The sequence below is a fragment of the Streptomyces sp. NPDC006512 genome (genome assembly GCF_040611935.1).
Lineage (GTDB): Bacteria > Actinomycetota > Actinomycetes > Streptomycetales > Streptomycetaceae > Streptomyces.
On sequence record NZ_JBEXPG010000011.1, the window covers coordinates 126577 to 151442 of the forward strand.

At 73.8% G+C, this 24866-nt stretch carries 20 protein-coding genes; 11 read left to right on the forward strand and 9 right to left on the reverse strand.

What is annotated here, in order from left to right:
• Nucleotides 1-226: 226 nt before the first annotated feature.
• Entirely contained in the window at nucleotides 227-508 is a 282-nt protein-coding gene (locus tag ABZZ17_RS10980; protein ID WP_007267025.1) for an HPr family phosphocarrier protein, read from the reverse strand.
• A 197-nt stretch (nucleotides 509-705) separates the two neighbouring features.
• Between ABZZ17_RS10980 and ABZZ17_RS10985 the strand changes: the two genes are divergently transcribed.
• The 4 genes from ABZZ17_RS10985 to ABZZ17_RS11000 are packed head-to-tail and all read left to right on the forward strand — an operon-like array spanning nucleotide 706 to nucleotide 6083.
• Nucleotides 706-3531, forward strand: a complete 2826-nt coding sequence (locus tag ABZZ17_RS10985; protein ID WP_356874329.1) for a GNAT family N-acetyltransferase — start codon at nucleotides 706-708, stop codon at nucleotides 3529-3531.
• Between the two features lie 47 nt (nucleotides 3532-3578).
• Entirely contained in the window at nucleotides 3579-4175 is a 597-nt protein-coding gene (locus ABZZ17_RS10990; RefSeq protein ID WP_281209526.1) for a DUF5998 family protein, read from the forward strand.
• On the forward strand, nucleotides 4175-5380 hold the full coding sequence (locus tag ABZZ17_RS10995) for a nucleotide pyrophosphatase/phosphodiesterase family protein (RefSeq protein WP_356874332.1): 1206 nt from the start codon (nucleotides 4175-4177) through the stop codon (nucleotides 5378-5380). Before ABZZ17_RS10990 ends, ABZZ17_RS10995 begins: the two co-directional genes overlap by 1 nt.
• Before the next feature lie 52 nt (nucleotides 5381-5432).
• Nucleotides 5433-6083 (forward strand): thymidine kinase, encoded by a 651-nt coding sequence (locus ABZZ17_RS11000; RefSeq protein ID WP_356874334.1) that lies wholly within the window; start codon nucleotides 5433-5435, stop codon nucleotides 6081-6083.
• A gap of 84 nt (nucleotides 6084-6167) precedes the next feature.
• Here the strand turns inward: ABZZ17_RS11000 and ABZZ17_RS11005 are convergent, their stop codons facing one another.
• The 3 genes from ABZZ17_RS11005 to ABZZ17_RS11015 form a co-directional block, all read right to left on the reverse strand.
• A complete protein-coding gene (locus ABZZ17_RS11005) occupies nucleotides 6168-8270 on the reverse strand; it encodes a DUF11 domain-containing protein (RefSeq protein ID WP_356874336.1) in 2103 nt (700 codons plus the stop codon).
• Nucleotides 8271-8364: 94 nt separating this feature from the next.
• Nucleotides 8365-10458, reverse strand: a complete 2094-nt coding sequence (locus tag ABZZ17_RS11010) for a hypothetical protein (RefSeq protein ID WP_356874338.1) — start codon at nucleotides 10456-10458, stop codon at nucleotides 8365-8367.
• A gap of 82 nt (nucleotides 10459-10540) precedes the next feature.
• Nucleotides 10541-12031, reverse strand: coding sequence for a hypothetical protein (locus ABZZ17_RS11015; protein WP_356874340.1), 1491 nt, complete (start codon nucleotides 12029-12031; stop codon nucleotides 10541-10543).
• A gap of 194 nt (nucleotides 12032-12225) precedes the next feature.
• On the opposite strand from ABZZ17_RS11015, the gene ABZZ17_RS11020 reads away from it, so the two are divergent.
• Nucleotides 12226-13017: a hypothetical protein gene (locus tag ABZZ17_RS11020; protein WP_356874342.1), complete on the forward strand. Its 792-nt coding sequence runs from the start codon at nucleotides 12226-12228 to the stop codon at nucleotides 13015-13017.
• 179 nt (nucleotides 13018-13196) lie between these two features.
• Here the strand turns inward: ABZZ17_RS11020 and ABZZ17_RS11025 are convergent, their stop codons facing one another.
• On the reverse strand, nucleotides 13197-14021 hold the full coding sequence (locus ABZZ17_RS11025) for a VOC family protein (protein ID WP_356874344.1): 825 nt from the start codon (nucleotides 14019-14021) through the stop codon (nucleotides 13197-13199).
• Nucleotides 14022-14197: 176 nt separating this feature from the next.
• Here ABZZ17_RS11025 and ABZZ17_RS11030 point away from each other — a divergent pair, with 176 nt between their 5' ends.
• Nucleotides 14198-15034 (forward strand): sulfurtransferase, encoded by an 837-nt coding sequence (locus ABZZ17_RS11030; protein WP_356874346.1) that lies wholly within the window; start codon nucleotides 14198-14200, stop codon nucleotides 15032-15034.
• A gap of 60 nt (nucleotides 15035-15094) precedes the next feature.
• Here ABZZ17_RS11030 and sepH read toward each other — a convergent pair whose 3' ends face one another.
• Nucleotides 15095-16153, reverse strand: a complete 1059-nt coding sequence (gene sepH, locus ABZZ17_RS11035; protein WP_356874348.1) for a septation protein SepH — start codon at nucleotides 16151-16153, stop codon at nucleotides 15095-15097.
• 505 nt (nucleotides 16154-16658) lie between these two features.
• Between sepH and ABZZ17_RS11040 the strand changes: the two genes are divergently transcribed.
• The gene (locus tag ABZZ17_RS11040) at nucleotides 16659-17519 is read left to right on the forward strand and encodes a hypothetical protein (RefSeq protein ID WP_356874350.1); all 861 of its coding nucleotides are present in this window, start codon (nucleotides 16659-16661) and stop codon (nucleotides 17517-17519) included.
• 17 nt (nucleotides 17520-17536) lie between these two features.
• Here the strand turns inward: ABZZ17_RS11040 and ABZZ17_RS11045 are convergent, their stop codons facing one another.
• Nucleotides 17537-18874, reverse strand: a complete 1338-nt coding sequence (locus tag ABZZ17_RS11045; RefSeq protein WP_356874352.1) for a D-arabinono-1,4-lactone oxidase — start codon at nucleotides 18872-18874, stop codon at nucleotides 17537-17539.
• Nucleotides 18816-20081, reverse strand: coding sequence for an MFS transporter (locus tag ABZZ17_RS11050; protein WP_356874354.1), 1266 nt, complete (start codon nucleotides 20079-20081; stop codon nucleotides 18816-18818). Before ABZZ17_RS11050 ends, ABZZ17_RS11045 begins: the two co-directional genes overlap by 59 nt.
• A gap of 183 nt (nucleotides 20082-20264) precedes the next feature.
• On the opposite strand from ABZZ17_RS11050, the gene ABZZ17_RS11055 reads away from it, so the two are divergent.
• Nucleotides 20265-21425 (forward strand): ferrochelatase, encoded by a 1161-nt coding sequence (locus ABZZ17_RS11055; RefSeq protein WP_356874356.1) that lies wholly within the window; start codon nucleotides 20265-20267, stop codon nucleotides 21423-21425.
• Between the two features lie 13 nt (nucleotides 21426-21438).
• Nucleotides 21439-22266: an inositol monophosphatase family protein gene (locus tag ABZZ17_RS11060; RefSeq protein ID WP_356874358.1), complete on the forward strand. Its 828-nt coding sequence runs from the start codon at nucleotides 21439-21441 to the stop codon at nucleotides 22264-22266.
• Between the two features lie 161 nt (nucleotides 22267-22427).
• On the opposite strand, the gene ABZZ17_RS11065 is transcribed toward ABZZ17_RS11060, so the two are convergent.
• A complete protein-coding gene (locus tag ABZZ17_RS11065) occupies nucleotides 22428-22595 on the reverse strand; it encodes a hypothetical protein (RefSeq protein ID WP_356874360.1) in 168 nt (55 codons plus the stop codon).
• Nucleotides 22596-22857: 262 nt separating this feature from the next.
• Here ABZZ17_RS11065 and ABZZ17_RS11070 point away from each other — a divergent pair, with 262 nt between their 5' ends.
• Complete coding sequence (locus ABZZ17_RS11070; protein ID WP_030008767.1) at nucleotides 22858-23511, forward strand: response regulator transcription factor; 654 nt, start codon at nucleotides 22858-22860, stop codon at nucleotides 23509-23511.
• 5 nt (nucleotides 23512-23516) lie between these two features.
• A complete protein-coding gene (locus ABZZ17_RS11075; RefSeq protein WP_356874362.1) occupies nucleotides 23517-24764 on the forward strand; it encodes a HAMP domain-containing sensor histidine kinase in 1248 nt (415 codons plus the stop codon).
• Nucleotides 24765-24866: the final 102 nt, after the last annotated feature.

The following is a 24866-nucleotide window of genomic DNA, read 5'->3' on the forward strand; positions in this document are numbered from 1 at the left end:
GGGTGCCGTGTATTCCGGCCTGTGCGGGCAAATGTAATTACGCAATTGAGGCGGCCCGGTGCGACCGTGCTTTTCCGCGCGGCTGCTTTCTGCATTAGCCGGTCCAGCCGTACAAGTGCCGGCCGTACGAAGTGCCGGCCGTACGAAAACGAAGGAGCCGCAGTCCCCGGGATCACCGGGGGCTGCGGCTCCGCCGTTCGTACGGCTTGTCACCGGACCCGAAGGGTCAGACGGTCTCCGGGAGCTCCTCGAGGCCCTCGGCGACCAGCTTCGCGAGGCGGTCGAGCGCGGCGTCCGCGCCCTCGGCGTCGGAAGCGAGCACGATCTCCTCGCCGCCCTGGGCGCCCAGGCCCAGGACCGCCAGCATGGAAGCGGCGTTAACGGGGTCGCCGCCCGCCTTCGCGATGGTCACCGGGACGCCGGAAGCGGTCGTCGCACGGACGAAGATCGAGGCGGGACGAGCGTGCAGGCCCTCGGCCCAGCCGACGTTGACGCGGCGCTCTGCCATGGTGATGCCCTTCAGGTTTTTACGGTTGTCTAGACCAGTCTCTCACGGCACCCGGAATGCTCGGACCGACCTTCGGCCCCGATGCGCCGCCGTTCGACCCTCCCCAGCTTGCACTGGTTCGCCCCGGTGTGCCGCGTTCGCCGCGCACGATCGTCCCACCCCCTCCGCAGGGCCCGTCCGCCCCTTAGGGTGACCCCATGACCACCGCGTCGGACCCCTCGTACCCGGCCCACTGGGAAGCGGACGTCGTGCTGCGCGACGGCGGCACCGCCCGCATCCGCCCCATCACCACCGAGGACGCCGGACGGCTCACCAGCTTCTACGAACAGGTCTCCGACGAGTCGAAGTACTACCGCTTCTTCGCGCCGTACCCGCGCCTGTCCGACCGCGACGTGCACCGCTTCACGCACCACGACTACGTGGACCGCGTCGGCCTCGCCGCGACCATCGGCGGGGAGTTCATCGGCACCGTCCGCTTCGACCGGATCGGCCCCGACGGCCGGCCCGCCTCCGCCCCCGCCGACGAGGCCGAGGTAGCCTTCCTCGTCCAGGACGCCCACCAGGGCCGCGGCGTGGCCTCCGCGCTCCTGGAACACATCGGCGCGGTGGCCCGGGAGCGCGGCATCCGGCGCTTCGCAGCCGAGGTGCTCCCCGCCAACACCAAGATGATCAAGGTGTTCACGGACGTCGGCTACCAGCAGAAGCGCAGCTTCGAGGACGGCTCCGTCCACCTCACCCTCGACCTCGAACCCACCGCCGAATCCCTCGCCGTCCAGCGCGCCCGCGAACAGCGCGCCGAGGCCCGCTCCGTCCAGCGGCTGCTCGCCCCCGGCTCCGTCGCGGTGATCGGCGTCAGCCGCAGCAGCGCCGGCGTGGGCGCCGCGGTCCTGCGCAACCTGCGCGACGGCGGCTTCCACGGGCACCTCTACGCCGTCAACGAGGCCCGCGCCCCCGGTATCGAAGGGGACCTCCTGGACGGCGTACGGGCCTACCGGACGGTCGCCGACATCGGCGCCCCCGTCGACCTCGCGGTGATCGCCGTCCCCGCCGGCCGGGTCCCGGACGCGGTCGCCGCCTGCGGGGAGCACGGAGTGCAGGGGCTGGTCGTGCTCTCGGCCGGATACGGGGAGAGCGGCCCCGCCGGACTGGCCCGCCAGCGCGAACTGGTGCGCCAGGTGCGGTCGTACGGGATGCGGCTGATCGGCCCCAACGCCTTCGGAGTGATCAACACCGCCCCCGAGGTGGAGCTGAACGCCTCCCTGGCCCCCGGACCCGCCGCCGCCCGCGGCCGGATCGGCCTGTTCACCCAGTCCGGAGCCATCGGCATCGCCCTGCTCTCCGGCCTGCTCCGGCGCGGCGAGGGGCTGTCGTCCTTCGTGTCGGCCGGCAACCGGGCCGACGTCTCCGGCAACGACATCCTCCAGTACTGGTACGAGGACGAGGCCACCGACGTGGCCCTCATGTACCTGGAAACCCTCGGCAACCCGCGCAAGTTCACCCGCCTCGCGCGCCGCACCTCCGCCGTCAAACCGGTGGTCGTCGCCCGCGGCGGCCGCCACACCCCCGCCGGACACGTCGTCCCCGGTACCCGGCTGACCGACGCCACCGTCTCCGAGCTGCTGCGGCAGGCCGGCGTCATCCGGGTCGACACCGTCACGGAACTGGTCGACGTCGGCCTGCTCCTCGCCGGCCAGCCGCTCCCGGCCGGCCCGCGCGTGGCCATCCTCGGGAACTCCGAGTCCCTCGGCGTCCTCACCTACGACGCCTGCCTGACGGAGGGGCTGCGCCCGCTGCCCCCGCTCGACCTGACCACGGCCGCCTCCCCGGCCGACTTCCGTGCCGCCCTGTCCGCCGCGCTGGCCTCGCCCGACCACGACGCCGTCATCGTCACCGCCATCCCCTGGGTGAGCGAGCAGGCCCTGGCCGACGACCTCGCCGACGCCCTGCGCGCGGCCGCGGCCGAGACGCCGGGCAAGCCGGTCGCGGTCGTCCACGTGGAACTCGGCGCCCTGGTCGAGGCGCTCTCCGCCGCCCGCGCCACCACCCCGGCCGCCGCAGCCCCGCCCGGCCCCGCCTGGGCGGCGTCGGCCGTCGCGGGCCCGGACGCGGGCGCCGCCTCCGGCCCGGACCCCGCCGGACCGCCCGCCCTCAGGGGCCCGATCCCCGCCTACCCGGCTGCCGAACGGGCCGTGAAGGCCCTCGCCGAAGCCGTCCGCTACGGCCAGTGGCGCCGGGCCAACGCCGACGCCGGGCAGGTCCCCGAGTACGAGGACATCGACGAGGCCGGCGCCGCCGCCCAGCTCGCCGCGCTCCTCGCGGACGTGGCCCCGGAGTCCGTCGCCACCCTGGACGAGGCCGACGGGCGCGAGCTCCTCGCGCGCTACGGCATCCGCGTCCTGCCCGTCCTGCCCGCCCCGACCCCCGACGCCGCGGCCCGCGCGGCCCGGATCCTCGGCTACCCCGTCGCCCTCAAGACCACCGCCCCGCACCTGCGCCACCGGGCCGACCTGGGCGGCGTACGCCTCGACCTCACGACCGAGGCCGAGCTGCGGCGCTCGTACGAGGAGCTCACCGACGCCCTCGGCAAGCCCGCCGAGCTCCTCCCCGTGGTCCAGGCCATGGTCCCGCGCGGGGTGGACACCGTCGTCCGCTCCGTCATCGACCCCGCCGGGGGAGCCGTCCTCTCCTTCGGGCTCGCCGGGGTCGCCTCCGAGCTGCTCGGCGACACCGCCCACCGCCTCGTCCCCGCCACCGACCGCGACGCGGCCGCGCTGATCCGCTCCATCCGCACGGCGCCCCTCCTCTTCGGCTGGCGCGGCAGCGACCCCGTCGACACCCGGGCCCTCGAAGAGCTCCTGCTCCGGCTGTCCCGGCTCGTCGACGACCACCCCGAGGTCGTCGGGGTCTCCCTGGAGCCGGTGGTCGTCGCCACCGAGGGCCTCTCCGCACTCAGCGCCACCGTCCGCGTCGCCCACCCGCCCGCCCGCACCGACCTCGGCCCGCGAACCCTGCCCAGCTACTGAGCGCCGGGCAGGTAGGGGGACCTCGGAGGGGCCTTAGGATGGACCTCATGGCGAAATCCGGTACGACGACCCAGGGGCTGCGCGCGGCGATCGAGCGCAGCGGCTACTACCCGGCCCTCGTGGCCGAGGCGGTGGAGGCCGCGGTGGGCGGCGAGCCGATCTCGTCGTACCTGGTCCACCAGGAGACCACCTTCGACTCCAACGAGGTCCGCCGGCACGTGACCGTGCTGGTCCTCACCGGCAACCGCTTCATCGTCAGCCACACCGACGAGCAGGCCGCCGACGCCGGGTCCCCCTCCCCGTACGCGACCACCTCCACCGAGTCGGTCAAGCTCAGCAGCATCTCCTCCGTGGTCCTCAGCCGCGTCGTCGCCAACCCGGAGTCGTACACCCCCGGCACCCTGCCGCGCGAGGTCGTGCTGACCATCGGCTGGGGCGCCGTCTCGCGCATCGACCTGGAGCCCGCCGCCTGCGGCGACGCGAACTGCGACGCCGACCACGGCTACACCGGCAACTCCACCGCGGACGACCTCAGCCTGCGGGTCAGCGAGGCCGGCGACGGCCCGGAGACCGTGCGCCAGACCCTGGTGTTCGCACAGGCCCTCTCCGAAGCGACCGCCGCGACCTCCGGCCCCGCCCGCTGATGCCGTACTCCGCGCCGCCGAACTGGCAGGACGAACCGGAACTGCTCGACCTCGCCGGCGCCCCGGTCCCGCAGTACGGCACCGGCTCCCTCGCCGACCTGCTGCCGACCCTCGCCGCCGGCCAGGGCGTGCCCGGCCTCGCCGCCGGGATCGCCGAGCTGGCCCCGGCCGACCGGAACTGCGTGTTCCTCGTCGACGGCATGGGCTGGGAGCAGATCAAGGCCCACCCGGACGAGGCCCCGTACCTCACCTCCCTCCTCGCGAGCTCGCGCGGCGGCACCGGCCGCCCGATCACCGCGGGCTTCCCGGCGACCACCGCCACCTCGTTGGCCTCCGTCGGCACCGGCCTGCCGCCCTCCCGGCACGGCCTGCCGGGCTACGCCGTGCGCAACCCGGCCTCCGGCGAGCTGATGAACCAGCTCCGCTGGCAGCCGTGGACCCCGCCGAAGGCCTGGCAGCCGTACCCGACCGTCTTCCAGCTCGCGGACGCGGCGGGGGTGCACACCGCCCAGGTGTCCTCGCCCGCCTTCAAGACCACCCCGCTCACCAAGGTCGCGCTCAGCGGCGGCACCTTCCACGGACGGATGACCGGCGAGGAACGCATGGACCTCGCGGCGATCCAGCTCGCGGCCGGTGAGCGCTCGCTCGTGTACACGTACTACAGCGAACTCGACGGGGCCGGTCACCGGCACGGCGTGGACTCCGACGCCTGGCGCGGCCAGCTCATGTACGTCGACCGGCTCGTACAGCGCCTCGCCGAGCAGCTGCCGCCGCGCACCGCGCTGTACGTGACCGCCGACCACGGCATGGTCGACGTCCCCTTCGACGAGGACTCCCGGATCGACTTCGACGACGACTGGGAGCTGGGCGCCGGCGTGGCCCTCCTCGGCGGCGAGGGCCGGGCCCGGCACGTGTACGCCGTACCCGGCGCCGAGGCCGACGTCCTTACCGTGTGGCGCGAGGTCCTCGGCGACCGCTTCTGGGTCGCCGGCCGCGAAGAGGCCCTGGACCTGGGCTGGTTCGGGGCGCCGGGGGAGTGCGACGAGCGCGTGCTCGGCCGGATTGGCGACGTGATCGCCGCCGCCCAGGCGGACGTCGCGATCACCGCGTCCCGCAACGAGCCCAACGAGTCGGCGCTCGCCGGCATGCACGGCTCCATGACCGCCGCCGAGCAGCTGGTCCCCCTGCTCGAAGTCCGCACCTGACCGGCCCCCCTCCACCCTGCCCCTCCACGACCTGAAAGGTCCCGTACTTCCCATGCCCGAGCTGGTGTTCTTCTCCGGAACGATGGACTGCGGAAAGAGCACTCTGGCTCTCCAGATCGCCCACAACCGCGACGCGCGGGGCCTCCAGGGCGTGATCTTCACGCGGGACGACCGGGCGGGCGAGGGCAAGCTGTCCTCACGGCTGGGCCTGGTGACGGAGGCGGTCGAGGCGCCGGAGGACATGGACCTGTACGCCTACGTGGTGGCCCAGCTCTCGAAGGGCGGCAAGGCGGACTACGTGATCGTGGACGAGGCGCAGTTCCTGACGCCGGACCAGATCGACCAGCTGGCCCGGATCGTGGACGACCTGGACATGGACGTCTTCGCCTTCGGCATCACCACGGACTTCCGCACCAAGCTCTTCCCGGGCTCGCAGCGGCTGATCGAGCTGGCGGACCGCCTGGAGCAGCTCCAGGTGGAGGCCCTGTGCTGGTGCGGGGCCCGCGCCACCCACAACGCCCGTACGGTGGGCGGCGAGATGGTCGTCGAGGGCGCCCAGGTGGTGGTCGGCGACGTCAACCGCCCGGCGGAGGAGATCGGCTACGAGGTCCTGTGCCGCCGCCACCACCGACGCCGCATGACCTCCGCCACGGCCCGCGCCGGCGCCCTCTCCCCGGATGTCCTCCCGGTCAACCCGGCCTGACGTCCCGCCCCTTCGCGCGGCGCGCGGGACGTGCCGAAGGCCGGCGGAGCGGGGCTCTGCCGGCCTTCGGGGTCAACGTCCGGGTCAGGGGGTCGTCTTGCCCACCTCCAGGTCGGCCGTCGGGTCCTTGACCGTGCCTCCCGGCGGGCCGGCGGCGGTGCTGGTGTTGTTGGCGGGCCTGGGGTCGGCGGTCAGGGAGTCGACCGTCGCCGTGTTGCGGATGTCGGAGCCGTTGCCGGTGTACTCCGGATCCAGCTTCACCTTGATCACCCAGGTCATCGACGCCCCCGGCGCCAGCCGCGGCAGCGGGCCGCAGGTGACGGTCCGCCCGGAGGTGCACGTCGCGTCGCCCGAGACGAAGCTCAGCGCGGTCGGCAGCGTGTCGGTGACGGTGATCTGCTCGGCCTGCGAGGGGCCGTTGTTCGTGACGGTCAGGGCGTAGTCGAAGGTCTCGCCCGGTGCCACGGGAGCGGTCTGGACGGGCTTCTTGGTGAGGGCGAGGTCCGCGGCCGGGTCGGTGACGTGACCGCCGGGCACGGTCGCGGTGCTCTCGTCGTTCTCGCTCGCGGGGTCGATGTTGTCGGCCGTCACCCGGGCGGTGTTGCGCAGGTCGCTGCCGTCGCCGCCGTAGGCGGGGTCCACCTTGACGGTGAGCAGGTACTCGACCGTCTCGCCGACCTTGAGGGGGCTGGTCCGCTTGCAGGACACCAGGTGGCCGGCGACGGTGCACCCGGTGGGCGAGGAGGCCACGTACGAGAGGCCCTCGGGGAGGTTGTCGGTGAGCTTGACGTTGAACGCGTCGGCCGAGGGGCCGTTGTTGGTCACCCGGATCCGGTAGTCGAAGGTCTCGCCCGGGACGGGCGGCCTGGTGCCCACGGCCTCCTTGGTCACCGCCAGGTCCGCGGTCGGCTTGTTGACGGTGCTGCCGGGCAGGCCGGCGGGGCTGCTCGTGTTGTTCTCCGGCTTCGGGTCCTTGGTCGTCGAGGTGGCCGTCGCCGTGTTGCGGACGTCGGATCCGTTGCCGGTGTACCCGCTGTCGAGGCGGACGGTGAACCGCCACGTCCGCGACGCCCCGGGCTCCAGCACGGCCACCGGGCCGCAGGTGACCGTACCGTCCGCGGCCGAGCAGCCGTCGGGGGAGGAGACGAAGGCGAGCTGCGCCGGGAGCTTGTCGGTGACCTTGGTGGCGACCGCTCGGGAAGGACCGTCGTTGGTGGCGGTGACCACGTACGCGAAGGTCTCTCCGGGGGCGATCGGGGTGTCGTCGGCGGGCCGCTTGGTCGTCCACACGTCGGCCTGCGGGGCGGTGACGCCGCCCGGCGGCAGCACGGCGTGGGAGGTGTTGTCGGCGGGCTCGGGCTCCCGGGAGGCGGAGGAGGAGGTGGCGGTGTTGCGCAGGTCGCTGCCGTCACCGGCGTACGCCGGGTCCAGCTTCACCTTGAACGTCCACACCACCTCGGCGCCCGGGACGAGCCGGGCCAGCGGGCCGCAGCTGACGGTCCGTCCGGAGGCCGTGCACGGATCGGCCGAGGACACGAAGGTCAGCCCGTCGGGCAGGGCGTCCCTGACGAGGACGTTGCGCGCGTCGGAGGGACCCTTGTTGCTCGTACGGACCTCGTACTCGTACTCCTGGCCGGGAACGGTCGGCCCCGCGCCCAGCGGGGTCTTGACGGTGGCCAGGTCCGATACGGGGTCGAACGGCCCGGGAGGCAGTACCGGATCGGGCTTGTTGTTGGCGGGATCCGGGTCGGTGGCGTCCGAGGTGCCGGTGGCGCTGTTGCCGAGGTCGGAGCCGTCGCCCTGGTACGAGGGGCTCAGCCGGGCCTGGAAGCTCCAGCTCCTGGACTGCCCGGCGGCCAGCTGGGGTTCGGGTCCGCAGACGACGGTCTGGCCGGTGGCGGTGCAGCCGTCCGAGGAGCCGACGAAGGAGATCCCGAGCGGGAGCCGGTCCGTGGCGGTGACGTTCCGGGCGACCGACGGACCCCTGTTCTTCGCGGTCAGGGTGTAGGTGATCAGGTCACCCGGGGCCTTGGCACGCTGTGCCGTCACCTCGACCGCCGACCCTCGTGCGGGCAGTGCGGACGCGGGGACGGGGGCGGCCCACAGTGCTGCGGCCCACAGCGTTGAGGCGCACAGCAGCGGGACCAGGGCCCGCACCGCCGGCCGCCGGCCGGGTGTCGTCGTCATCGCGCATCGTTTCCGTTTCGTGCGGGAGAGGACCGTACAGAACGCTGTACGGGAGTTCGGGGGAGGGGAAGCGGCGTCGGCCCGCCGTGGGACGTCAGCCCGCGGTGGCGTGCTTGGCGAGCTCGATGTCGGCGCGCGGCGGGCCGACGCGACCCCCGGGCGTCCCGGCCGACCCGCTGTTGTCGAGCGGGTTCGGGTCGGCGGTGTCCGCCCGGGCGGTCGCGGTGTTCCGCAGGTCCGTCCCGTCCCCGGAGTAGGCCGGGTCGAGCCGTACGGTGAAGGTCCACGACCGGGCCGTGCCGGGCGCCAGTTCCGCCGCCGTACCGCAGGTGACGTCCCGGCCGGCGGCGGTGCAGTCCCCGGCCGAGGAGACGAAGACGAGGGCGGGCGGCAGCGGGTCGGCGGCCGTGACCCGCCGGGCCACGGACGGGCCGGCGTTGCGTACGGTCACCGTGTAGGCGAAGGCCTCGCCGGGGGCCACGGGGGAGCGCTCCTCGGCGGCCTTGGCCAGCGAGAGGTCGGCCCGCGCGGCCGCGACGCCGCCGGGCGGGGCGGCGGCCGCGCTGGTGTTGTTCGCGGGCTGCGGGTCGGTGACGGCGTGCCGGACGGTCGCGATGTTCCCGAGGTCCGTGCCGTCACCCCGGTAGGCCGGGTCCAGCCGGACGCGCACGGTCCACGAGGTGCTCGTACCGGCGTTCAGGGACGCGCGGGCCGGGCAGGACAGCTGTTGCCCCGAGGCCGTGCAGCCGTCGGCGGAGGACACGAACCGCAGCGGCCCCGGCAGGGTGTCGGAGAGCTGGACCGCGCTCGTGTGGGAGGGCCCCAGGTTGCGTGCGGTGATCCGGTACGCGAACTCCTCGCCCGGGGCCACCGGACCGGACCCGATTCCCTCCTTCTCGGCGGCCACGTCGGCGCGCGCGGTGACCACGGTGTCGGGGGCGGTGGCGCTGTTGTCGGCCGGATTGGTGTCCGTGCGGTCGGCCGGGGCGGTCACGGTGGCCGTGTTGCTCAGCGTGGCGGGCTGGGCCGGGGCCGTGCCGCTGACCGTGTAGGTGACGGAGCCGCCCCGTTTGAAGTCGGCCGTCGTGTCCAGGGCGTTCCCGCTGCCGGAGGCCCTGCCGCAGGTGCCGCCGGTGCCGGCGCGGCAGGTCCAGGTGACGTCGGTCAGGCCGGGCACGGTGTCGCGCACCGCGGCGCCGGTGACCTCGTTGGCCTGGCCGTTGGAGACGGTGACGGTGTACGTCACCGGTCCGCCGCCCGCGGGGACGCTCGCGGGGGACCCCGACTTGGTGACCGTCAGGTCCGCCGGCACGTTGATGCGCAGGTCGTCGATCTCGTGGATGTTCGTCGCGGCGCCGGTGCTCGCGGAGAAGCCGACCTTGAGGGTGGCGGGCAGCGTCGGCTGGCCGGTGATGCCCGTGACGTCGAAGTCGGTGACGAGTTTGCCCATGTCGGTGCCAGGACCGCTGTCCGACCACACCGACAGCAGCATCTTCGTACCGCTGGGCAGGAGCGAGACGCGGACCTTGCGCTCCTTCGCCCGGCTGCCGGTCTCCACGGTCGAGCCCGGTCCGTCGGCCGCCGTGGCGTAGCGGTAACCCGTCGAGTTGTTCCCGCCGCCGCGCACCACGATCTTGTTGGCCTGGGTGCCAGGCCCGCCGTTGCCGACCGGGCTGGAGGAGAAGTTGCCGAACTCGTCCAGCCCGATGCCGAGGTAGGCGCCCGGGACGCCCGAGCGGAAGCACAGGCCCGCCGATCCCGAGCAGGCGTAGCCGAGGCTGCCGCCGGCCGGGCCGGTCCCGTCGGTCGCCGCGCCGTCCGTCAGGTAGAACGACAGCCCGTCACCCCGCTTGCCGTCGAAGGTGGTTCCGCCGTAGGTGGCGTAGCTGAACTCGGCGACGATGCCGAGGCTGGAGGGGAAGGAGTCCTTCATCTTCCAGGTGCCGGCCTGGTTGGCGCTCGCGGACGTCAGCCGCAGCCAGCCCTCCCCCGGGTAGCTCGCGCCGCCGCTGGTGGTGCCGAGGTTGGTGGAGCTGTCGAACGTCTCGTTGACGGGGAAGGCCAGCGCCCGCGGCTCCGGGCCGTCCGCCGCCGCGGCCGTCGAGGGCGGCGACGGCAGTACGAGCGCGGCCGCGCACAGCAGGGGGGCGGCGGCCCTGCGCCACCGGGCACTCCAGGGCATGGTCATCCTCGGAACGTTCCTCGTCTACTCGTTCTGCGGTCGCCCCCCGGGTCACGGGCCGCCGCGGAGGCCCGCGGCGGCCCTCGGGTCACGCGCGCGCCCGGAAGGCCCTCCGCAGCGCCGCTCCGACGAGCACCAGGCCCGCCGAGACCCACAGCAGCGGCCCCGGCACCCCGGCGCCGGAGTCGGCCAGGTCGCCCCGCCCGGCGTGCGGGTCCGGCCGGCCGTGCTGGTCGTCACGGCCGTGGTCCGGGTGCCCCTGGTCCCCGCGGCCGTCGTGGTCCGGCCCGTGGTGGTCGCTTCCGTCGTGGCCGTCGTCGCGGCCGTGGTGGTCCTGGTGGCCGTGGTGTTCCTCGCCCCGGCCGGTCACCAGGCACAGGCGGCCGCCGCCGGGTCCCGTCGTACCGCGCCGGTTGGCGTTGTCGGAGAGGTCGGGGTCGAGGCTCGCGGAGGTCACCCGGGCGACGTTGTCGATGGGCGCGCACGTACCGCCGGGCGGGCGGGCCGCCCGGTCCCCGGTAACCGCGCGCACCGTGATGCGGTATTCCGCCGTCTCACCCGCCGCCAGACGTTCCGTCGGCGGGCACACCACCAGCCGGTCCTCGCCCTTCGGGACCGCGCAGTCGTCGGGCGAGGACACCAGGGTCAGCGAGGCCGGCAGCCGGTCGGTGACCCTGAGCTGCCGCGCCGTGGCCGGGCCCTGGTTGCGCACCGTGATCAGGTACGTGAACTTCTCGCCCGGCCTGACGTCCTTGCGGCCCGGCGCCAGCAGCGCCGTCTTCCGCAGCGACAGGTCCGCGTCCCGGGCGCTGGGCGGGATCTCCAGCCCCGTCAGCGTCGCCGTGTTGTTCCCGGTCTCGGGGTCCGGGGTGTCGGCGCCGACGGCCGCCTCGTTGACGATGTCCGTGCCGTCACCGGCGTAGCCGGCCGACAGCCGTACGGTGATCACCCAGCTGTGGGACGCGCCGACGGCCAGGGCGGGCAGCGGCCCGCAGGTCACCGTCCTGCCGCTCGCGGTGCACCCGTCGCGGGAGGCGACGAACTCCAGGGAGGCGGGCAGCCGGTCGGTGACGCGGACCTGCCGGGCGGTGGACGGGCCGTGGTTGGTCACCGTCACGAGGTAGTCGAAGGTCTCCCGGGCGACCCGGCCCCCGTCCTCCCGGTGCTCCCGCCGCTCCGGGGCCGCCGGAGCGGCCGGGAGCAGGGCGGCCGACACCGCGAGGTTGGCGCTCCCGTGGTCCCGGGCGGGGGAGGCCGCAGCGGATCCGGACGGAACCACGGGCTCCACCGCCCCCTCCCGGGCCGTCCCCGGCACGGCGCCGGGTGCGTCGGCGGGCCCTTCCCCCGGGGTCGCCGCGCCGGACGGGGCCGCCACCGGGGACGGGGCCGCCGCCGCGGCCGGGCGGGCCGGGGGCTCGGGGGAGACGGACGCGGGTGCCTCCGGCGTGCCGGGCTCCGCGTCCGGCCCGGCCCATGCCGCCGCGGGTGCCAAGGGCAGCAGCCAGCACGCCGCCAGTGCCCCGACGGCGCCGAGCGTCCGGCGGCCGTGACGACCGGGGTGTTTCACGGCACGTGGCATCGGTTGCCCTTCGGTGGAGCCGGCTCGCCAGGGAGGACCAGTGCGGTCAGCTATTCACACAAAAGGCAGGGGAGGGCGCCGGCCCGTTGATCGTTCCCGGCTAATGGGTGATCGATTTCAGCCTCCCGGCCGCACGGCACCGTTCCGGGCCGCCCTTATGATGCGGTGTTCATGATCGTCAGGGGGGCGGTGCCATGCGCACGTACGCGCGAAGGACCACCAGGAGACCGCAGGGCGACCGCCGTTCGGGGTGCGTCGGATTCCTGCTGCTGCCGTTCGTGCTCGCGGCCCGGGTCTGCCGGCCCACGCGGCCGGACCGGCTGATCGACGCGCCGATCGAGAGCGCGAAGGTCGCCCGTACCGTCATCGGTTTCGCCGCCACCGCGTGGCTGATCTACGCCTACCCGCTGCGCGAGTCGGCGGGCTCCATCGTCGAGGACAAGCTCGTCGAGCTCTTCCTCAGCGCGGGCCTGCTGCTGGTCGTCGGACCCGTCGCGCTGGCCGCCTTCGTCTTCAGCGCCCGCCGGCCCGGCCCCGCCTTCTACCGGGCCCGGCTGCGCGGCCCGCTCACCGCACTGGGCACGGTGTTCGGCACCGCCCTGCTCCTCGTCCTGGTCGGGCCGCTGACCGACGCGATGAGCCGGTTGTTCTCGCTGGGCATCGCCGGATACCTGCTGTACCTGGCGCTCTCCTTCGCCTTCCTGTTCGCGGTGCCCTTCGGCCTGGCCGCCGCCGCGTTCTGCGTCCACCACTGCTTCCGCACCGCCGACGTGCACGAGGTGCTCCCGCCGCTGATATCGCCGGTCCTGGTGTGGGCCATGGCCCTGTTCCAGCTCTTCGACGCCCCGCCCGTCAACGCGCCCCTGGGCGTCAGGCTGCTCTTCGTCGCCGGGCCCCCGCTGTCCGTCACCGCGCTGTCGGTGTGGGAACTGCGCCGCCTGCGCGTGCAGTACGGGATCACCGTGCGGGCCGCGCTCGGCCGATAGGCGGAACGGCCCCCGCGCGCGGGCCGGGGCCCAGACCGCCACCGCCGCGATCGGCGCCCTCAACGAGTGCGCCCGCAGCCGGATCCCGGGCCTGGGCCGTACCGTCCCCTACGCCCTCGGCAGCGTCCTCCTCGTCACGTGACCCGGCTCGTCACGTGACCCGGCCGACGGGCCCCGGTTCAGGCCGGGCCGCCGTCTCCGTAGGACCGGATCAGGGAGAAGACCGCCCCCTCCGGGTCGGCCACCGTGGCCAGGCGCCCCCGGATGCGGTCCCGGGCCGGGCTGACGATCCGTCCGCCGAGCTCCACCACCCGGTCGGCGGCCGCGTCGGGATCGGCCGCCTCGAAGTACGTCATCCAGTGCGGCCCCCGGTCGTGCGGAAGCGCCCGCCCGACCCCGTGCACGGCGGCGACCGGCCGCCCGGCCAGGCTCAGCGTCAGGTAGTCCAGGCCTCCGGGGCCGTCGGAATACCGCTCGGCGTCGGGTTCCTTGTACTGCTCGGCCTCGTGGCCGAAGACGTACGCGTAGAACTTGCCGACCGCCGAGCTGTCCTGGGTGAGCAGCTCGTTCCAGACGGGCGTGCCGGGCACCCCGAACGTCCGCGTCCCCGGATGGTCCCCGGCCTGCCAGATCCCGAAGATCGCGCCCAGCGGGTCGGAGCAGATCGCCATCCGGCCCTCCGGCCCCGCGTCGAGGGGCCCCACCGCGACCGTGCCGCCGCAGGACCGGATCGCCTCGGCGCTCGCGTCGGCGTCGTCGGTGGCGAAGTACGTGGTCCAGGCGACCGGGAGGTCCCGGTCGGGCGGCAGCTGGCCGATGCCCGCCACCTCCTCGCCGTCGAGGAACGCCCGGACGTACGGGCCGAGGTGCTGCGGCCCCGGCTCGTACTCCCAGCCGAAGAGGTCGGCGTAGAAGGCCTCGGTGCTCCCGAGCCCGTGTGCCATGAGGCTCACCCAACAGGGTGTGCCGGGCGGGCGCCGCGAAGCCCGCACTGCCTCGGTCATGTCAGCAGTCTCCTCCGTCTCGTCCCCGTACCCGCCCGATGCTTGCACTCCGGGGCGCGCGGCGCGCCCCGACCGGGCCGGGTTGTCGCGGGCGGGAAGAGAGATGACCGAATCCCTGCGGCCCGCCGATGTCCGGCTTGTTACACGGGCCGTGGGGCGGGGAGGAAGATGGGCCCATGAATGCGATTCTCTCGCCCGCCGAACTGATGGACGAGCTGGCCGGCGCGCACCCGCCGGTGCTCCTGGACGTCCGCTGGCAACTGGGCGGCCCCGACCAGCGCCCCGCCTACGAGGCGGGCCACCTGCCCGGCGCCGTGTACGTCGACCTCGACCGCGAACTGGCAGGTCCGCCCGGGTCCGGCGGACGCCACCCGCTGCCGGACCCGGAGGCCTTCGCGGCGGTCATGCGGCGGGCCGGAGTGGGCTCGGACACCCCGGTGGTCGTGTACGACGGCGGTCAGGGCTGGGCCGCCGCACGCGCCTGGTGGCTGTTGCGCTGGACGGGTCACCCGGCCGTACGCGTACTGGACGGGGGCCTGGCGTCCTGGACGGCCGCGGGCGGAACGGTGACCGCCGACGCGCCGCAGCCGACCGAGGGCGATTTCAAGCCAAACCCGGGGGCTCTGGGCCTGCTGGACGCGGACGGGGCGGCCGCGCTGGCGCGTTCCGGGCTCCTGCTGGACGCCCGGGCGGGGGAGCGCTACCGCGGCGAGGTCGAGCCGATCGACCGGGTCGGCGGCCACATTCCGGGCGCGGTGTCGGCCCCGACCGCGGAGAACGTGACGGAGGACGGCCGGTTCCTGCCGGCCGGGGAACTGCGCGCACGGTTCACGGCACTGGGCGCCACCGGGGACACCCCGGTGGGCGTGTACTGCGGATCGGGCGTCTCCGGAGCCCACGAGGTGCTGGCCCTGGAGGTGGCGGGGATCCCGGCGGCCCTGTACGCGGGCAGCTGGTCGCACTGGTCCTCGGACCCGGAGCGCCCCGTGGCGACGGGCCCGGAGCCGCAGTAGGGGAGCGCGCCGTGTGCGTGCCGCCGACCGGCCGGTCGGCGGCACGCACACGGTCGGCGGCTACTCCTGCTTCTTGCGGCGGGTGCCGAAGACGATCTCGTCCCAGCTGGGGACCGCCGCGCGGCGGCCCGGGCGGACGCCGTCGGCCTCGGCCTGGCGGTCCGTCGTACCGGTGAGCCGGTCGCGGTGACCCGCCACCGTGCGCGGCATCAGGACGTCCGCGTACGCCGAACCGGCGCCCGCCGACGCGGCCGGAGCCGGAGGCTCCTCGACCTCGGGCTCCTCGGCCGGGGCCTCGGTGCGGTCCGGGACGACCAGGTCGCCGCGGAAACTCGGAACCGCCTCCAGCAGGCTGGTCAGCGTGTCCCGTTCCTCCTCGGGCTCCGGCGGCGGCGGGGTCCGGCTGTCGGGCCGTTCCAGCTGGCGGTCCAGGGCGCGGTCCAGCGGCCGGTCGCGCGGCAGCCGGGCGATCCTCGGCACGAACGGGAAGCTCGGCTCGGGTGTCGAGGGCAGGTCGTCCGACTCGCCGATCAGGGACCGGGCCTCGTCGTCCACGGCCACGACCAGCCGGCGCGGCGGATCGTACGTCCAGCTCGCCGAGTGGGGTTCGGCCGCCACCCGGTAGACCAGCAGGACCTCCCACGTGCCGTCGTCGCGGCGCCAGGAGTCCCACTGGACGGAGTCCTTGTCGGCCCCGCGCAGCGTGAGCCGCTCCTGCACGGCCTCGCCGAGCTGGGGTCCGGTGTTCTCGCCGGGCCGGCGGACGGGCGTCTTGCGGGCGCGCTCCGCCATGAAGGCGCGCTCGGCCAGGACGGGACCCTCGAAGCGGCGGACCCGGTCGACGGGGATGCCGGCGAGCTGGGCGACCTCCTCCGCGGAGGCACCGGCTCGTATGCGGGCCTGGATGTCACGGGGGCGGAGGTGGCTCTCCACCTCGATCTCGATCTGGTTCAGGCGCGCGCGGTCATTGCGCACGGCAGCCCGCAGCCGCTCGTCGATCGGAAGCGTGTACTCCGTGCTGTCCGCAGCCTTGAGCACCAGTCGTGTGCCGTCATTGGAGACGGCCACGACACGCAGTTCGGGCATGGGGACCTCCCGGGTGGTGCCTGCCGACGTCACGTGCGTCGCTGCTTCCGCTAGTCGAGTGTGGCCTGCCCGGGTGCAGCCTGCCACAACCTTGCCGAGTTAAACCGGCGTGTCGGGCATGCGCCCTTGATCGACGTTATGGCACGGTTACCTGTTGGGCACGCACAGTGACCGCTTGGTTACTGTGCGCAGCAGGAGCCCGTGCGATACCGCGGCATCACCGGTCTTGAGTGCCGTTTCTCCATCAGTCGGCCCCCTCTCCCGAGCCCGGACATCCGTAAGGAAGGACGGCCCCAGGGCTCGCCACAGTACTCCATTCGGGCCACCTGGGTGGACCGCCGCGCCGCCGAACTTGTCCCGGGCGGCGGGAGTTGGGCTGCCCGAAATCGGGTCGGAAGCCGGGCCGACCTGCGTGCGCGCCCGATTTCGGGTGTCTTGCTTCACACAATCCCCAGAAACGGAACTATCCCTTTCGCCCGGGTGTCAGTAACTGCTGACAGAGGAGAAGCGCGAGAGGCGTGACACGCAGGGGATGGCGATGGGTCAGAAGGCGGTACACGAAGCCGGGGCGGAGCAGCCGGACGGGGTGAAGAAGCTCGATCTGAGCGTGGCCCAGATCGCGGGCACCTCCCTCGCCACCGTCGGGGCGGCGCTGCTGGCCTCGCAGCTGGGCGTGTACGGGACCATCGTCGGCGCCGGTGTGGTCAGCGTGGTCGCCACCGCCGGCGGGCCCGTCATCCAGCACGTCTTCCGGCGCACCGGCGACCAGCTGCGCGAGACCGCCCGCCCGAAGGCCCGTCAGGTCCCGCTGCCCGGCGGGCGGGAGGCGCAGACCACGGCGTCCGGCGCCGCGGCGCCGGACGGGGAGTTCGGCGAGGCCACCGTGCACGGCACCCGCGTCCGGGGCTGGAAGCGCACGGCGGCGGCCTCGGCGGCCGCCTTCGCCATCGCCATCGGCGGCCTCGGGACCTACGAGGCCGTGGCCGGAACCTCCGTGAGCAAGGGCGGCGACACGCTCTGGTCCGCCGGTACCCGCAAGGCCGCCGACCACCGCCCCGCCCCGCCCGGGAACGCGCCGGGCCGGGGGGAGGAGGACGGCGGGGGCGGCAAGGGCGGGCGGACCCCCGGATCCGGGAGCTCCCCGAACCCCTCCCACCCGCACGGCGAGGGGAGCCGAACTCCGGACCCCGGCACGTCCCCTTCCGCGAACCCCTCCCCGCCGGCGACGCCGAGCCCGCCGGTCACGCCGAGCGGCAAGCCGTCGCCGCCGGCCACCCCGTCCGCTCCGACGCCCGGCGCCGGCCAGGGCGGTGACGCCGGGACGGGAACGGGAACCGGCACGGGCGGCACCGGCACCGGTCAGGGGACGGGCGGCCAGGAGCGGGGCGGCGGTTCCTGACCGGCCCCCGGTCCGGATCAGGCCCCCAGCACGCGCCGCAGGTAGTCGTTGCCGAACAGCCGGTCCGGGTCGAGCCGGTCCCGCAGCGCGGTGAACTCGCCGAAGCGCGGGTAGACGGAGGCGAGGTACTCCGCGTCGCGGGTGTGCACCTTGCCCCAGTGCGGCCGCCCGCCGTACTCGGTGAAGATCCGCTCGGCCGCCGTGAAGTAGGCCTGGTAGGGGGTGCCCCGGTACATGTGCACCGCGATGTAGGCGGTCTCGCGCCCCGAGGCCGTCGAGAGGGTGATGTCGTCCGCCGGAGCCGTCCGGACCTCCACCGGGAAGCTGATCCGCAGGCCGGAGGAGTCCACCACGGCCTTGAGCTCGCGCAGCGCCTCGACGGCCCGCTCGCGGGGCAACGCGTACTCCATCTCCACGAACCGGACCCGGCGCGGGCTGGTGAACACCTTGTACGGGATGTCCGTGTAGGTGCGGGCCGACAGGGCGCGGCTGGCCACCTTGGCGATGCCGGGTATGGCCGCCGGGACGGCGCGGCCGAGGGAGTTGACGGCCTGGAAGACGCCGTTGGACAGCAGCTCGTCCTCGATCCAGGCGCTGACCGGGCCGGGCGGGGCCGCGGGGCCCTGACTGCGGTTGTTCCGCTTCGTGTTGCAGTTGCCGGTGTGCGGGAACCAGTAGAACTCGAAGTGCTCGTTCTCCGCGACGTGCTCGTCGAACTCGGCGGTCACCCGGTCGAAGCCCATGGGCTCCTCACGGGCGGTCAGGAAGAACAGCGGCTCCACGGCGAGGGTCAGCGAGGTGACGATGCCGAGGGCGCCGATGCCGAGCCGGGCGGCCGCGAAGACCTCCGGGTGCTCCTTGTCCGAGCAGTGCAGGAGCCGTCCGTCCGCCGTGACCAGGTCCAGGGCGCGGATCTGCGCGGCGATGGAGGCGGAGTCGCGGCCGGTGCCGTGGGTGCCGGTACTGGTGGCGCCGGAGACCGTCTGCTCCATGATGTCGCCCATGTTCGTGAGCGACAGGCCCTGGGCCGCCAGGGCCCGGTTGAGGTCCTTCAGGACCGTGCCGGCGGCCACCGTGACGGTGCCGGCCGCCCGGTCGACCTCCGTGATCCCGGCCAGCGCCTGCGGGCGTACGAGCAGCCCGTCGGTCGCGGCGGCCGCGGTGAAGGAGTGGCCGGTGCCGACCGCCTTCACCCGCAGCCCCTCCTCGGCGGCCCGGCGGACCGCCTCCTGAAGCTCCCCGACCGAGGCCGGGGTGACCACGCGGGCGGGCCTGGCCCGGACGTTGCCCGCCCAGTTACGCCACTCGGCCGGCCCGCTCTTCCCCGCCGTCCGCACTGTCGGTGTCTGCGCCATCGCTAGAGGGCTCCTCCCCTTGCGCCGGCCTCGTCAGCCGGCGGTATCCCGCGAACGCCACCGCCGCCGCGGCCGCTCCCGCCGAGATGGAGACGACGTACCCCCGCTGCGCGCCGGCCGCGTCGATGACCAGACCGGTCACCGAGGACCCGGCCGCGACGCCGACCGCGAGCCCGGTGCTGATCCAGGTCATGCCCTCGGTGAGTTTGGCGCGGGGGACGTGCGCCTCGATCAGGGCCATCGTGGTGATCATCGTGGGAGCGATGGCGAGGCCCGAGACGAAGAGCGCCACGGCCAGGATCGGCAGGTTCCCGGCCAGTAGGAGGGGGATCATACTCACGGCCATCGCACATACGCCCAGTACCCACCGGAGTTCGGTCCGCCCCTTGAGATGGAGCAGGCCGAAGACGATGCCGGCCAGGCAGGACCCGAGGGCCCAGATGGCCAGGACGAAGCTCGCCGAGGACTTGCTGCCCTGCTCCTCGGCGAAGGCCAGGGTGGAGACGTCGATGGAGCCGAAGATCGCTCCGGTGGCCACGAACGTGGCCGTCAGCACCTGGAGGCCGGGGGAGCGCAGCGCCGAGGCGCGGTCGGTGTGCCCGGTGCGCCGGTGCGGCTCGGGCTCGGTGGCGCGCTGCGCGGTGAGCAGCCAGACGCCGACGAGCAGGCTGACGGCGGCGATCAGGGGACCGGCCTCGGGGAACCAGGTGGTCGACAGCCCGATGGCGAGGATCGGACCGAAGATGAAGCAGACCTCGTCGATCACGGACTCGAAGGAGTACGCGGTGTGCAGCTCGCGCGGGGAGTCGTGGTAGATCGTGGTCCACCGGGCGCGGACCATCGAGCCGACGCTGGGGACGCAGCCGGCGACGGCGGCGCACACGAACAGGGTCCAGTCCGGCAGCCCGTTGGCGGCCGCCAGCAGCATCCCGGCCACCGCCAGCACGGAGATCAGCGTCGCGGGACGCAGCACCCGGCGCTGCCCGTACTGGTCCACCAGGCGGGAGACCTGGGGGCCGACGACGGCGGCGGACAGGGCGAGGGTGCCGGTGAGGGCGCTCGCCATCGCGTAGCGGCCGGTGATCTCGGAGATCATGGTGAGGATGCCGACGCCCACCATGGAGAGGGGCAGGCGGCCTATGAGGCCCGCGGCGCTGAACCCCTTGGTGCCGGGGGCCGCGAAGATCGCGCGGTAGGGACTGGGCAAGGGATCTCCGTAAGGGACGTCATTGGCCCGTACAGGTTACGGGCGCCGACGCGGGACCGCACGGGACCGTGCGCGGAACAGCTGACCGGACGGGTTGACTTAGGGTCACCTTACCTGCGGCGCGTCCGGGATGCGGACGCGGCCGCTTCTCGTCGGCGAAGGCGTGGTGGCAGGATTCGAGGCATGTCAGACCAGCTCCGTGCCCCCGAGGCGCCCGTGGCCGAAGGCCTCGCCGCCCCCTACGACGCCCTCCTGCTGCTGTCCTTCGGCGGCCCCGAGGGACCCGACGACGTCGTGCCGTTCCTGGAGAACGTCACGCGCGGGCGCGGCATCCCGCGCGAGCGGCTGAAGGAGGTCGGGCAGCACTACTTCGGCTTCGGCGGGGTCAGCCCCATCAACGGGCAGAACCGCGAGCTGCTGGACGCGCTGCGCAAGGACTTCGCCGAGCACGGGCTGGACCTGCAGGTGTACTGGGGCAACCGGAACTGGGCGCCGTACCTGACCGACGTGCTGCGGGAGATGGCCGCCGACGGCCGCCGCCGCATCGCGGTCCTGGCGACCAGCGCGTACGCCTCGTACTCGGGCTGCCGGCAGTACCGGGAGAACCTCGCCGACTCCCTGGCCGCCCTGGCCGCGGAGGGCGTGGCGCCGCTGCCCCGGGTGGACAAGCTGCGGCACTACTTCAACCACCCCGGCTTCGTGCAGCCCATGATCGACGGGGTGCTCGCCTCGCTGGCCGGGCTGCCGGCGCAGGTGCGCGACGGGGCCCACCTGGTCTTCACCACGCACTCCATCCCCACCGCGGCCGCCGACGCCTCGGGACCGGCCGGGGAGCACGGCGGGGGCGGGGCCTACGTCAGGCAGCACCTGGACGTCGCGAAGGTGATCGCCGACGCCGTCCGCGCGCGGACGGGCACCGAACGGCCCTGGGAGCTGGTCTACCAGTCCCGCAGCGGAGCCCCGCACGTGCCCTGGCTGGAGCCGGACATCTGCGACCACCTGGAGGTCCTGCACGGCGCGGGCGCCCCGGCGGCGGTGATGGTGCCCATCGGCTTCGTCTCCGACCACATGGAGGTCCTCTACGACCTCGACACCGAGGCCACCGCCAAGGCGGCCGAACTGGGCCTGCCCGTCGCCCGCTCGGCCACCGTCGGCGCCGACCCGCGGTTCGCCGCGGCGGTGCGCGACCTCGTGCTGGAGCGGGCCGCGGGCGAGCGCGGCGAGGACGTCGAGCGGTGCGCGCTCGGCCTGCTCGGAGCGAGCCACGACCTGTGCGCCGTGGGCTGCTGCCCGGCGCGGGCACCCCGGCCGGCGGCCGCGGGCGCCGACAGTCCTTACGCGTAGGGGAGGAGCGTTGATGTCCGAGATCTTCGACGGGCCGGAGCTTTCCGAAGAGCTGAAGGCCGAACTGCTCGACGTGGGCCTGGAGGCCGCCCGGCGGGCCGGGGAACTGCTGCGGGACGGCCGGCCGGCGGACCTGTCGGTGGCCGCCACCAAGAGCAGCCCGATCGACGTGGTGACCGAGATGGACATCGCGGCCGAGAAGCTGATCACCGGCGTCCTCGCCGAGCGCAGGCCCGCCGACGGGCTGCTGGGCGAGGAGGGCGCGGACAGCCCGGGCACCAGCGGGGTGCGGTGGATCGTCGACCCGCTCGACGGCACCGTGAACTACCTCTACGGGCTGCCCAGCTGGGGCGTGTCCATCGCCGCCGAGTACCGGGGCGTGACCGTCGCGGGCGTCGTGGCGGCTCCGATGCGGGGGGAGACGTACCACGCCGTCCTCGGCGGCGGGGCCTGGATGGGCACCGCCCGCCTCGCCTGCCGGGCGGGCGCGCCGCTGGACCAGGCGCTGATCGGGACCGGGTTCGGCTACGTCCAGACGCGGCGCGCCCACCAGGCCGAGGTCGCGGCGCGGATCATCCCGCGGGTGCGCGACGTCCGCCGGGGCGGCTCGGCGGCCCTGGACCTGTGCGACGTGGCCGCCGGGCGGCTGGACGGGTACTACGAGCGCGGGCTGAACCCCTGGGACCTGGCGGCGGGCGACCTGATCGCCCGCGAGGCGGGCGCGCTGACCGGCGGCCGGCCGGGCGAACCGGCCTCCGGGGAACTGGTCCTGGCGGCCTCGCCGGCGGTCTTCGCCTCGCTCCAGCCGCTGCTGGAGGAGACCGGCGCCTGGCACGACTGACCGCGCCGCCGGGCGGGCACACGAGCGGGCCCCGGTCGCCGAACGAGGCGGCCGGGGCCGGAAGCTACGGGGTTACGCGGTGCTGCGGTGCTGCGGTGACGCGGTGGTACGGGCTCCGTGGTCCGTGGGGCGAACGCCCCGGGGGTCGGGGTGGTGCGGGGTCAGGCCGCGGTGACGGGCACGCCGTGCTCCGCCGCGAGCCGCTGGAGGTCCTCCAGTTCGGCCTGTTCCACGTCCGCGAGGTAGTCGTCGCCCGTCTCCCGGGCCTTGCTGAGGTCCGACTGGGTGCTCCTGATGCGCTGCAGGAGACCCGCGGTGAATGCGTCCATGGTGGGTTCGCCCCCTCTTCGTGGGCCGGCGGCGGAAGAGCGCGTGTCAATCCGCCGTCAAGGAATGGTTGGGGTGTGGTGAGGTCCTCCCCGGCACCCTGGGCGCAGAAACCTCGTGAGGCGAGGGAATCCTCACGTCCACCCCGCACACCTGTCCCCGGAGGGGGGCCGAGCGGTGCCTTACAGCCGGTTTACGGCCGAAACCGGCAGGATGGGCGGGCAATACACGTGTGCCCTTCTGGGCTCGAAGGAAGGAAACGACGTGCGCGTACTCGTCGTCGAGGACGAGCAGCTGCTCGCCGATGCGGTGGCCACCGGCCTGCGCCGGGAGGCCATGGCCGTGGACGTCGTGTACGACGGCGCCGCCGCCCTGGAGCGCGTCGGGGTGAACGACTACGACGTGGTCGTGCTCGACCGGGACCTTCCGCTGGTGCACGGCGACGACGTCTGCCGGAAGATCGTGGAGCTCGGCATGCCCACCCGGGTGCTCATGCTGACCGCCTCCGGCGACGTCAGCGACCGCGTCGAGGGACTGGAACTCGGCGCCGACGACTACCTGCCCAAGCCGTTCGCCTTCACCGAGCTGACCGCCCGCGTGCGCGCCCTCGGGCGGCGTACGACGGTCGCGCTGCCGCCCGTCCTGGAGCGGGCCGGGATCAAGCTCGACCCGAACCGGCGCGAGGTGTTCCGTGAGGGCAAGGAGGTGCAGCTGGCGCCCAAGGAGTTCGCGGTGCTGGAGGTCCTCATGCGCAGCGAGGGGACCGTGGTCTCCGCCGAGCAGCTGCTGGAGAAGGCCTGGGACGAGAACACCGATCCCTTCACCAACGTGGTCCGGGTGACCGTCATGACCCTGCGCCGCAAGCTCGGCGAGCCGCCGGTCATCGTGACCGTCCCCGGTTCCGGATACCGGATCTGACGAGGATGGCAGCGACTCCGGCGCCGCCGGCGGCGCCACCGAAACCCACGTGGGACCCCGGCCAGCCCGAGGGTCCCTTCCCTTGGCTGCGCCCGACCATCCGGATACGGCTCACCCTGCTGTACGGCGGGATGTTCCTCATCGCGGGCATCCTGCTGCTGTCGATCATCTACCTGCTGGCCGCGCAGGCCCTGCGCGAGGGCAACGCGCTCCCGTTCAAGATCGTCGGCGGGCAGAAGGTCGAGGTCTCCAGCAGCACCTGTCCCGGCGTGGTGGGCATCGACCAGTCCTTCGACCAGTTCAACGCCGCGATCGGCAAGTGCATCCTCGAACAGCGCCGGCACGCGCTGGACGACCTGCTGAGCCGGTCGCTGATGGCCCTCCTGGGGCTGAGCATCATCGCCTTCGCCTTCGGCTACGCGATGGCCGGCCGGGTGCTCTCGCCGCTGGGCAAGATCACCCGGACCGCCCGCCGGGTGGTCGGCTCCGACCTGACCCGGCGGATCGAGCTGGACGGGCCGGACGACGAGCTGAAGGAGCTCGCCGACACCTTCGACGAGATGCTCGACCGCCTGGAGCGGGCCTTCACGGCGCAGCAGCGCTTCGTGGCCAACGCCTCGCACGAGCTGCGGACCCCGCTGGCCATCAACCGGACGCTGCTGGAGGTGCACCTCTCCGATCCCGGGGCACCGGTGGAACTCCAGCAGCTGGGCAAGACGCTGCTGGCCACCAACGAGCGCAGCGAGCAGCTGGTCGAGGGCCTGCTGCTGCTGGCCCGCAGCGAGAACCAGATCGTGGAGCGCAAGCCCGTGGACCTGGCGGAGGTCGCCTCGCGCGCCATCGACCAGGCGCGCGGGGAGGCCCACGCGAAGGGCGTGGAGATCCGCGGCGAGCGGGCGCTGGCCGTGGTCCAGGGCAACGGCGTCCTGCTGGAGCGGATCGCGCTCAACCTGGTCCAGAACGCCGTCCGGTACAACGTCCCGGAGGGCGGCTGGGTGGAGGTCACGACCGAGGCCCAGCACGGCCAGGCGGTGCTCCTGGTATCGAACACGGGTCCCGTTGTTCCCGCGTACGAGGTGGACAACCTCTTCGAGCCCTTCAGACGGCTGCGTACGGAACGAACGGGCAGTGACAAGGGTGTGGGCCTCGGTCTGTCGATCGCGCGCTCCGTGGCGCGCGCTCACGGCGGCCGCATCCAGGCGACGCCCCGCGAAGGCGGTGGCCTGGTGATGCGTGTCACGTTGCCCCTTTGATCCACTCGGGGACCTGTTCGCTGTCGGCGGAACGGTCTGGAGGGATGATGGATGGTAGTTGTGTGATCGATCACATTGTCGAGTGTCGGGTCATGTGCGTTC

Bases quoted from the DNA above. Each gene is read 5' to 3' on its own strand.
- ABZZ17_RS10980 (WP_007267025.1), bottom strand. From the start codon at position 508: ATGGCAGAGCGCCGCGTCAACGTCGGCTGGGCCGAGGGCCTGCACGCT.
- ABZZ17_RS11045 (WP_356874352.1), bottom strand. From the start codon at position 18,874: ATGGCGCAGACACCGACAGTGCGGACGGCGGGGAAGAGCGGGCCGGCC.
- ABZZ17_RS11055 (WP_356874356.1), top strand. From the start codon at position 20,265: ATGTCAGACCAGCTCCGTGCCCCCGAGGCGCCCGTGGCCGAAGGCCTC.
- ABZZ17_RS10985 (WP_356874329.1), top strand. From the start codon at position 706: ATGACCACCGCGTCGGACCCCTCGTACCCGGCCCACTGGGAAGCGGAC.
- ABZZ17_RS11020 (WP_356874342.1), top strand. From the start codon at position 12,226: ATGCGCACGTACGCGCGAAGGACCACCAGGAGACCGCAGGGCGACCGC.
- ABZZ17_RS11010 (WP_356874338.1), bottom strand. From the start codon at position 10,458: ATGACCATGCCCTGGAGTGCCCGGTGGCGCAGGGCCGCCGCCCCCCTG.
- ABZZ17_RS11040 (WP_356874350.1), top strand. From the start codon at position 16,659: ATGGGTCAGAAGGCGGTACACGAAGCCGGGGCGGAGCAGCCGGACGGG.
- ABZZ17_RS11005 (WP_356874336.1), bottom strand. From the start codon at position 8,270: ATGACGACGACACCCGGCCGGCGGCCGGCGGTGCGGGCCCTGGTCCCG.
- ABZZ17_RS11015 (WP_356874340.1), bottom strand. From the start codon at position 12,031: ATGCCACGTGCCGTGAAACACCCCGGTCGTCACGGCCGCCGGACGCTC.
- ABZZ17_RS11065 (WP_356874360.1), bottom strand. From the start codon at position 22,595: ATGGACGCATTCACCGCGGGTCTCCTGCAGCGCATCAGGAGCACCCAG.
- ABZZ17_RS10990 (WP_281209526.1), top strand. From the start codon at position 3,579: ATGGCGAAATCCGGTACGACGACCCAGGGGCTGCGCGCGGCGATCGAG.
- ABZZ17_RS11000 (WP_356874334.1), top strand. From the start codon at position 5,433: ATGCCCGAGCTGGTGTTCTTCTCCGGAACGATGGACTGCGGAAAGAGC.
- ABZZ17_RS11075 (WP_356874362.1), top strand. From the start codon at position 23,517: ATGGCAGCGACTCCGGCGCCGCCGGCGGCGCCACCGAAACCCACGTGG.
- ABZZ17_RS11025 (WP_356874344.1), bottom strand. From the start codon at position 14,021: ATGACCGAGGCAGTGCGGGCTTCGCGGCGCCCGCCCGGCACACCCTGT.
- ABZZ17_RS11030 (WP_356874346.1), top strand. From the start codon at position 14,198: ATGAATGCGATTCTCTCGCCCGCCGAACTGATGGACGAGCTGGCCGGC.
- ABZZ17_RS10995 (WP_356874332.1), top strand. From the start codon at position 4,175: ATGCCGTACTCCGCGCCGCCGAACTGGCAGGACGAACCGGAACTGCTC.
- ABZZ17_RS11060 (WP_356874358.1), top strand. From the start codon at position 21,439: ATGTCCGAGATCTTCGACGGGCCGGAGCTTTCCGAAGAGCTGAAGGCC.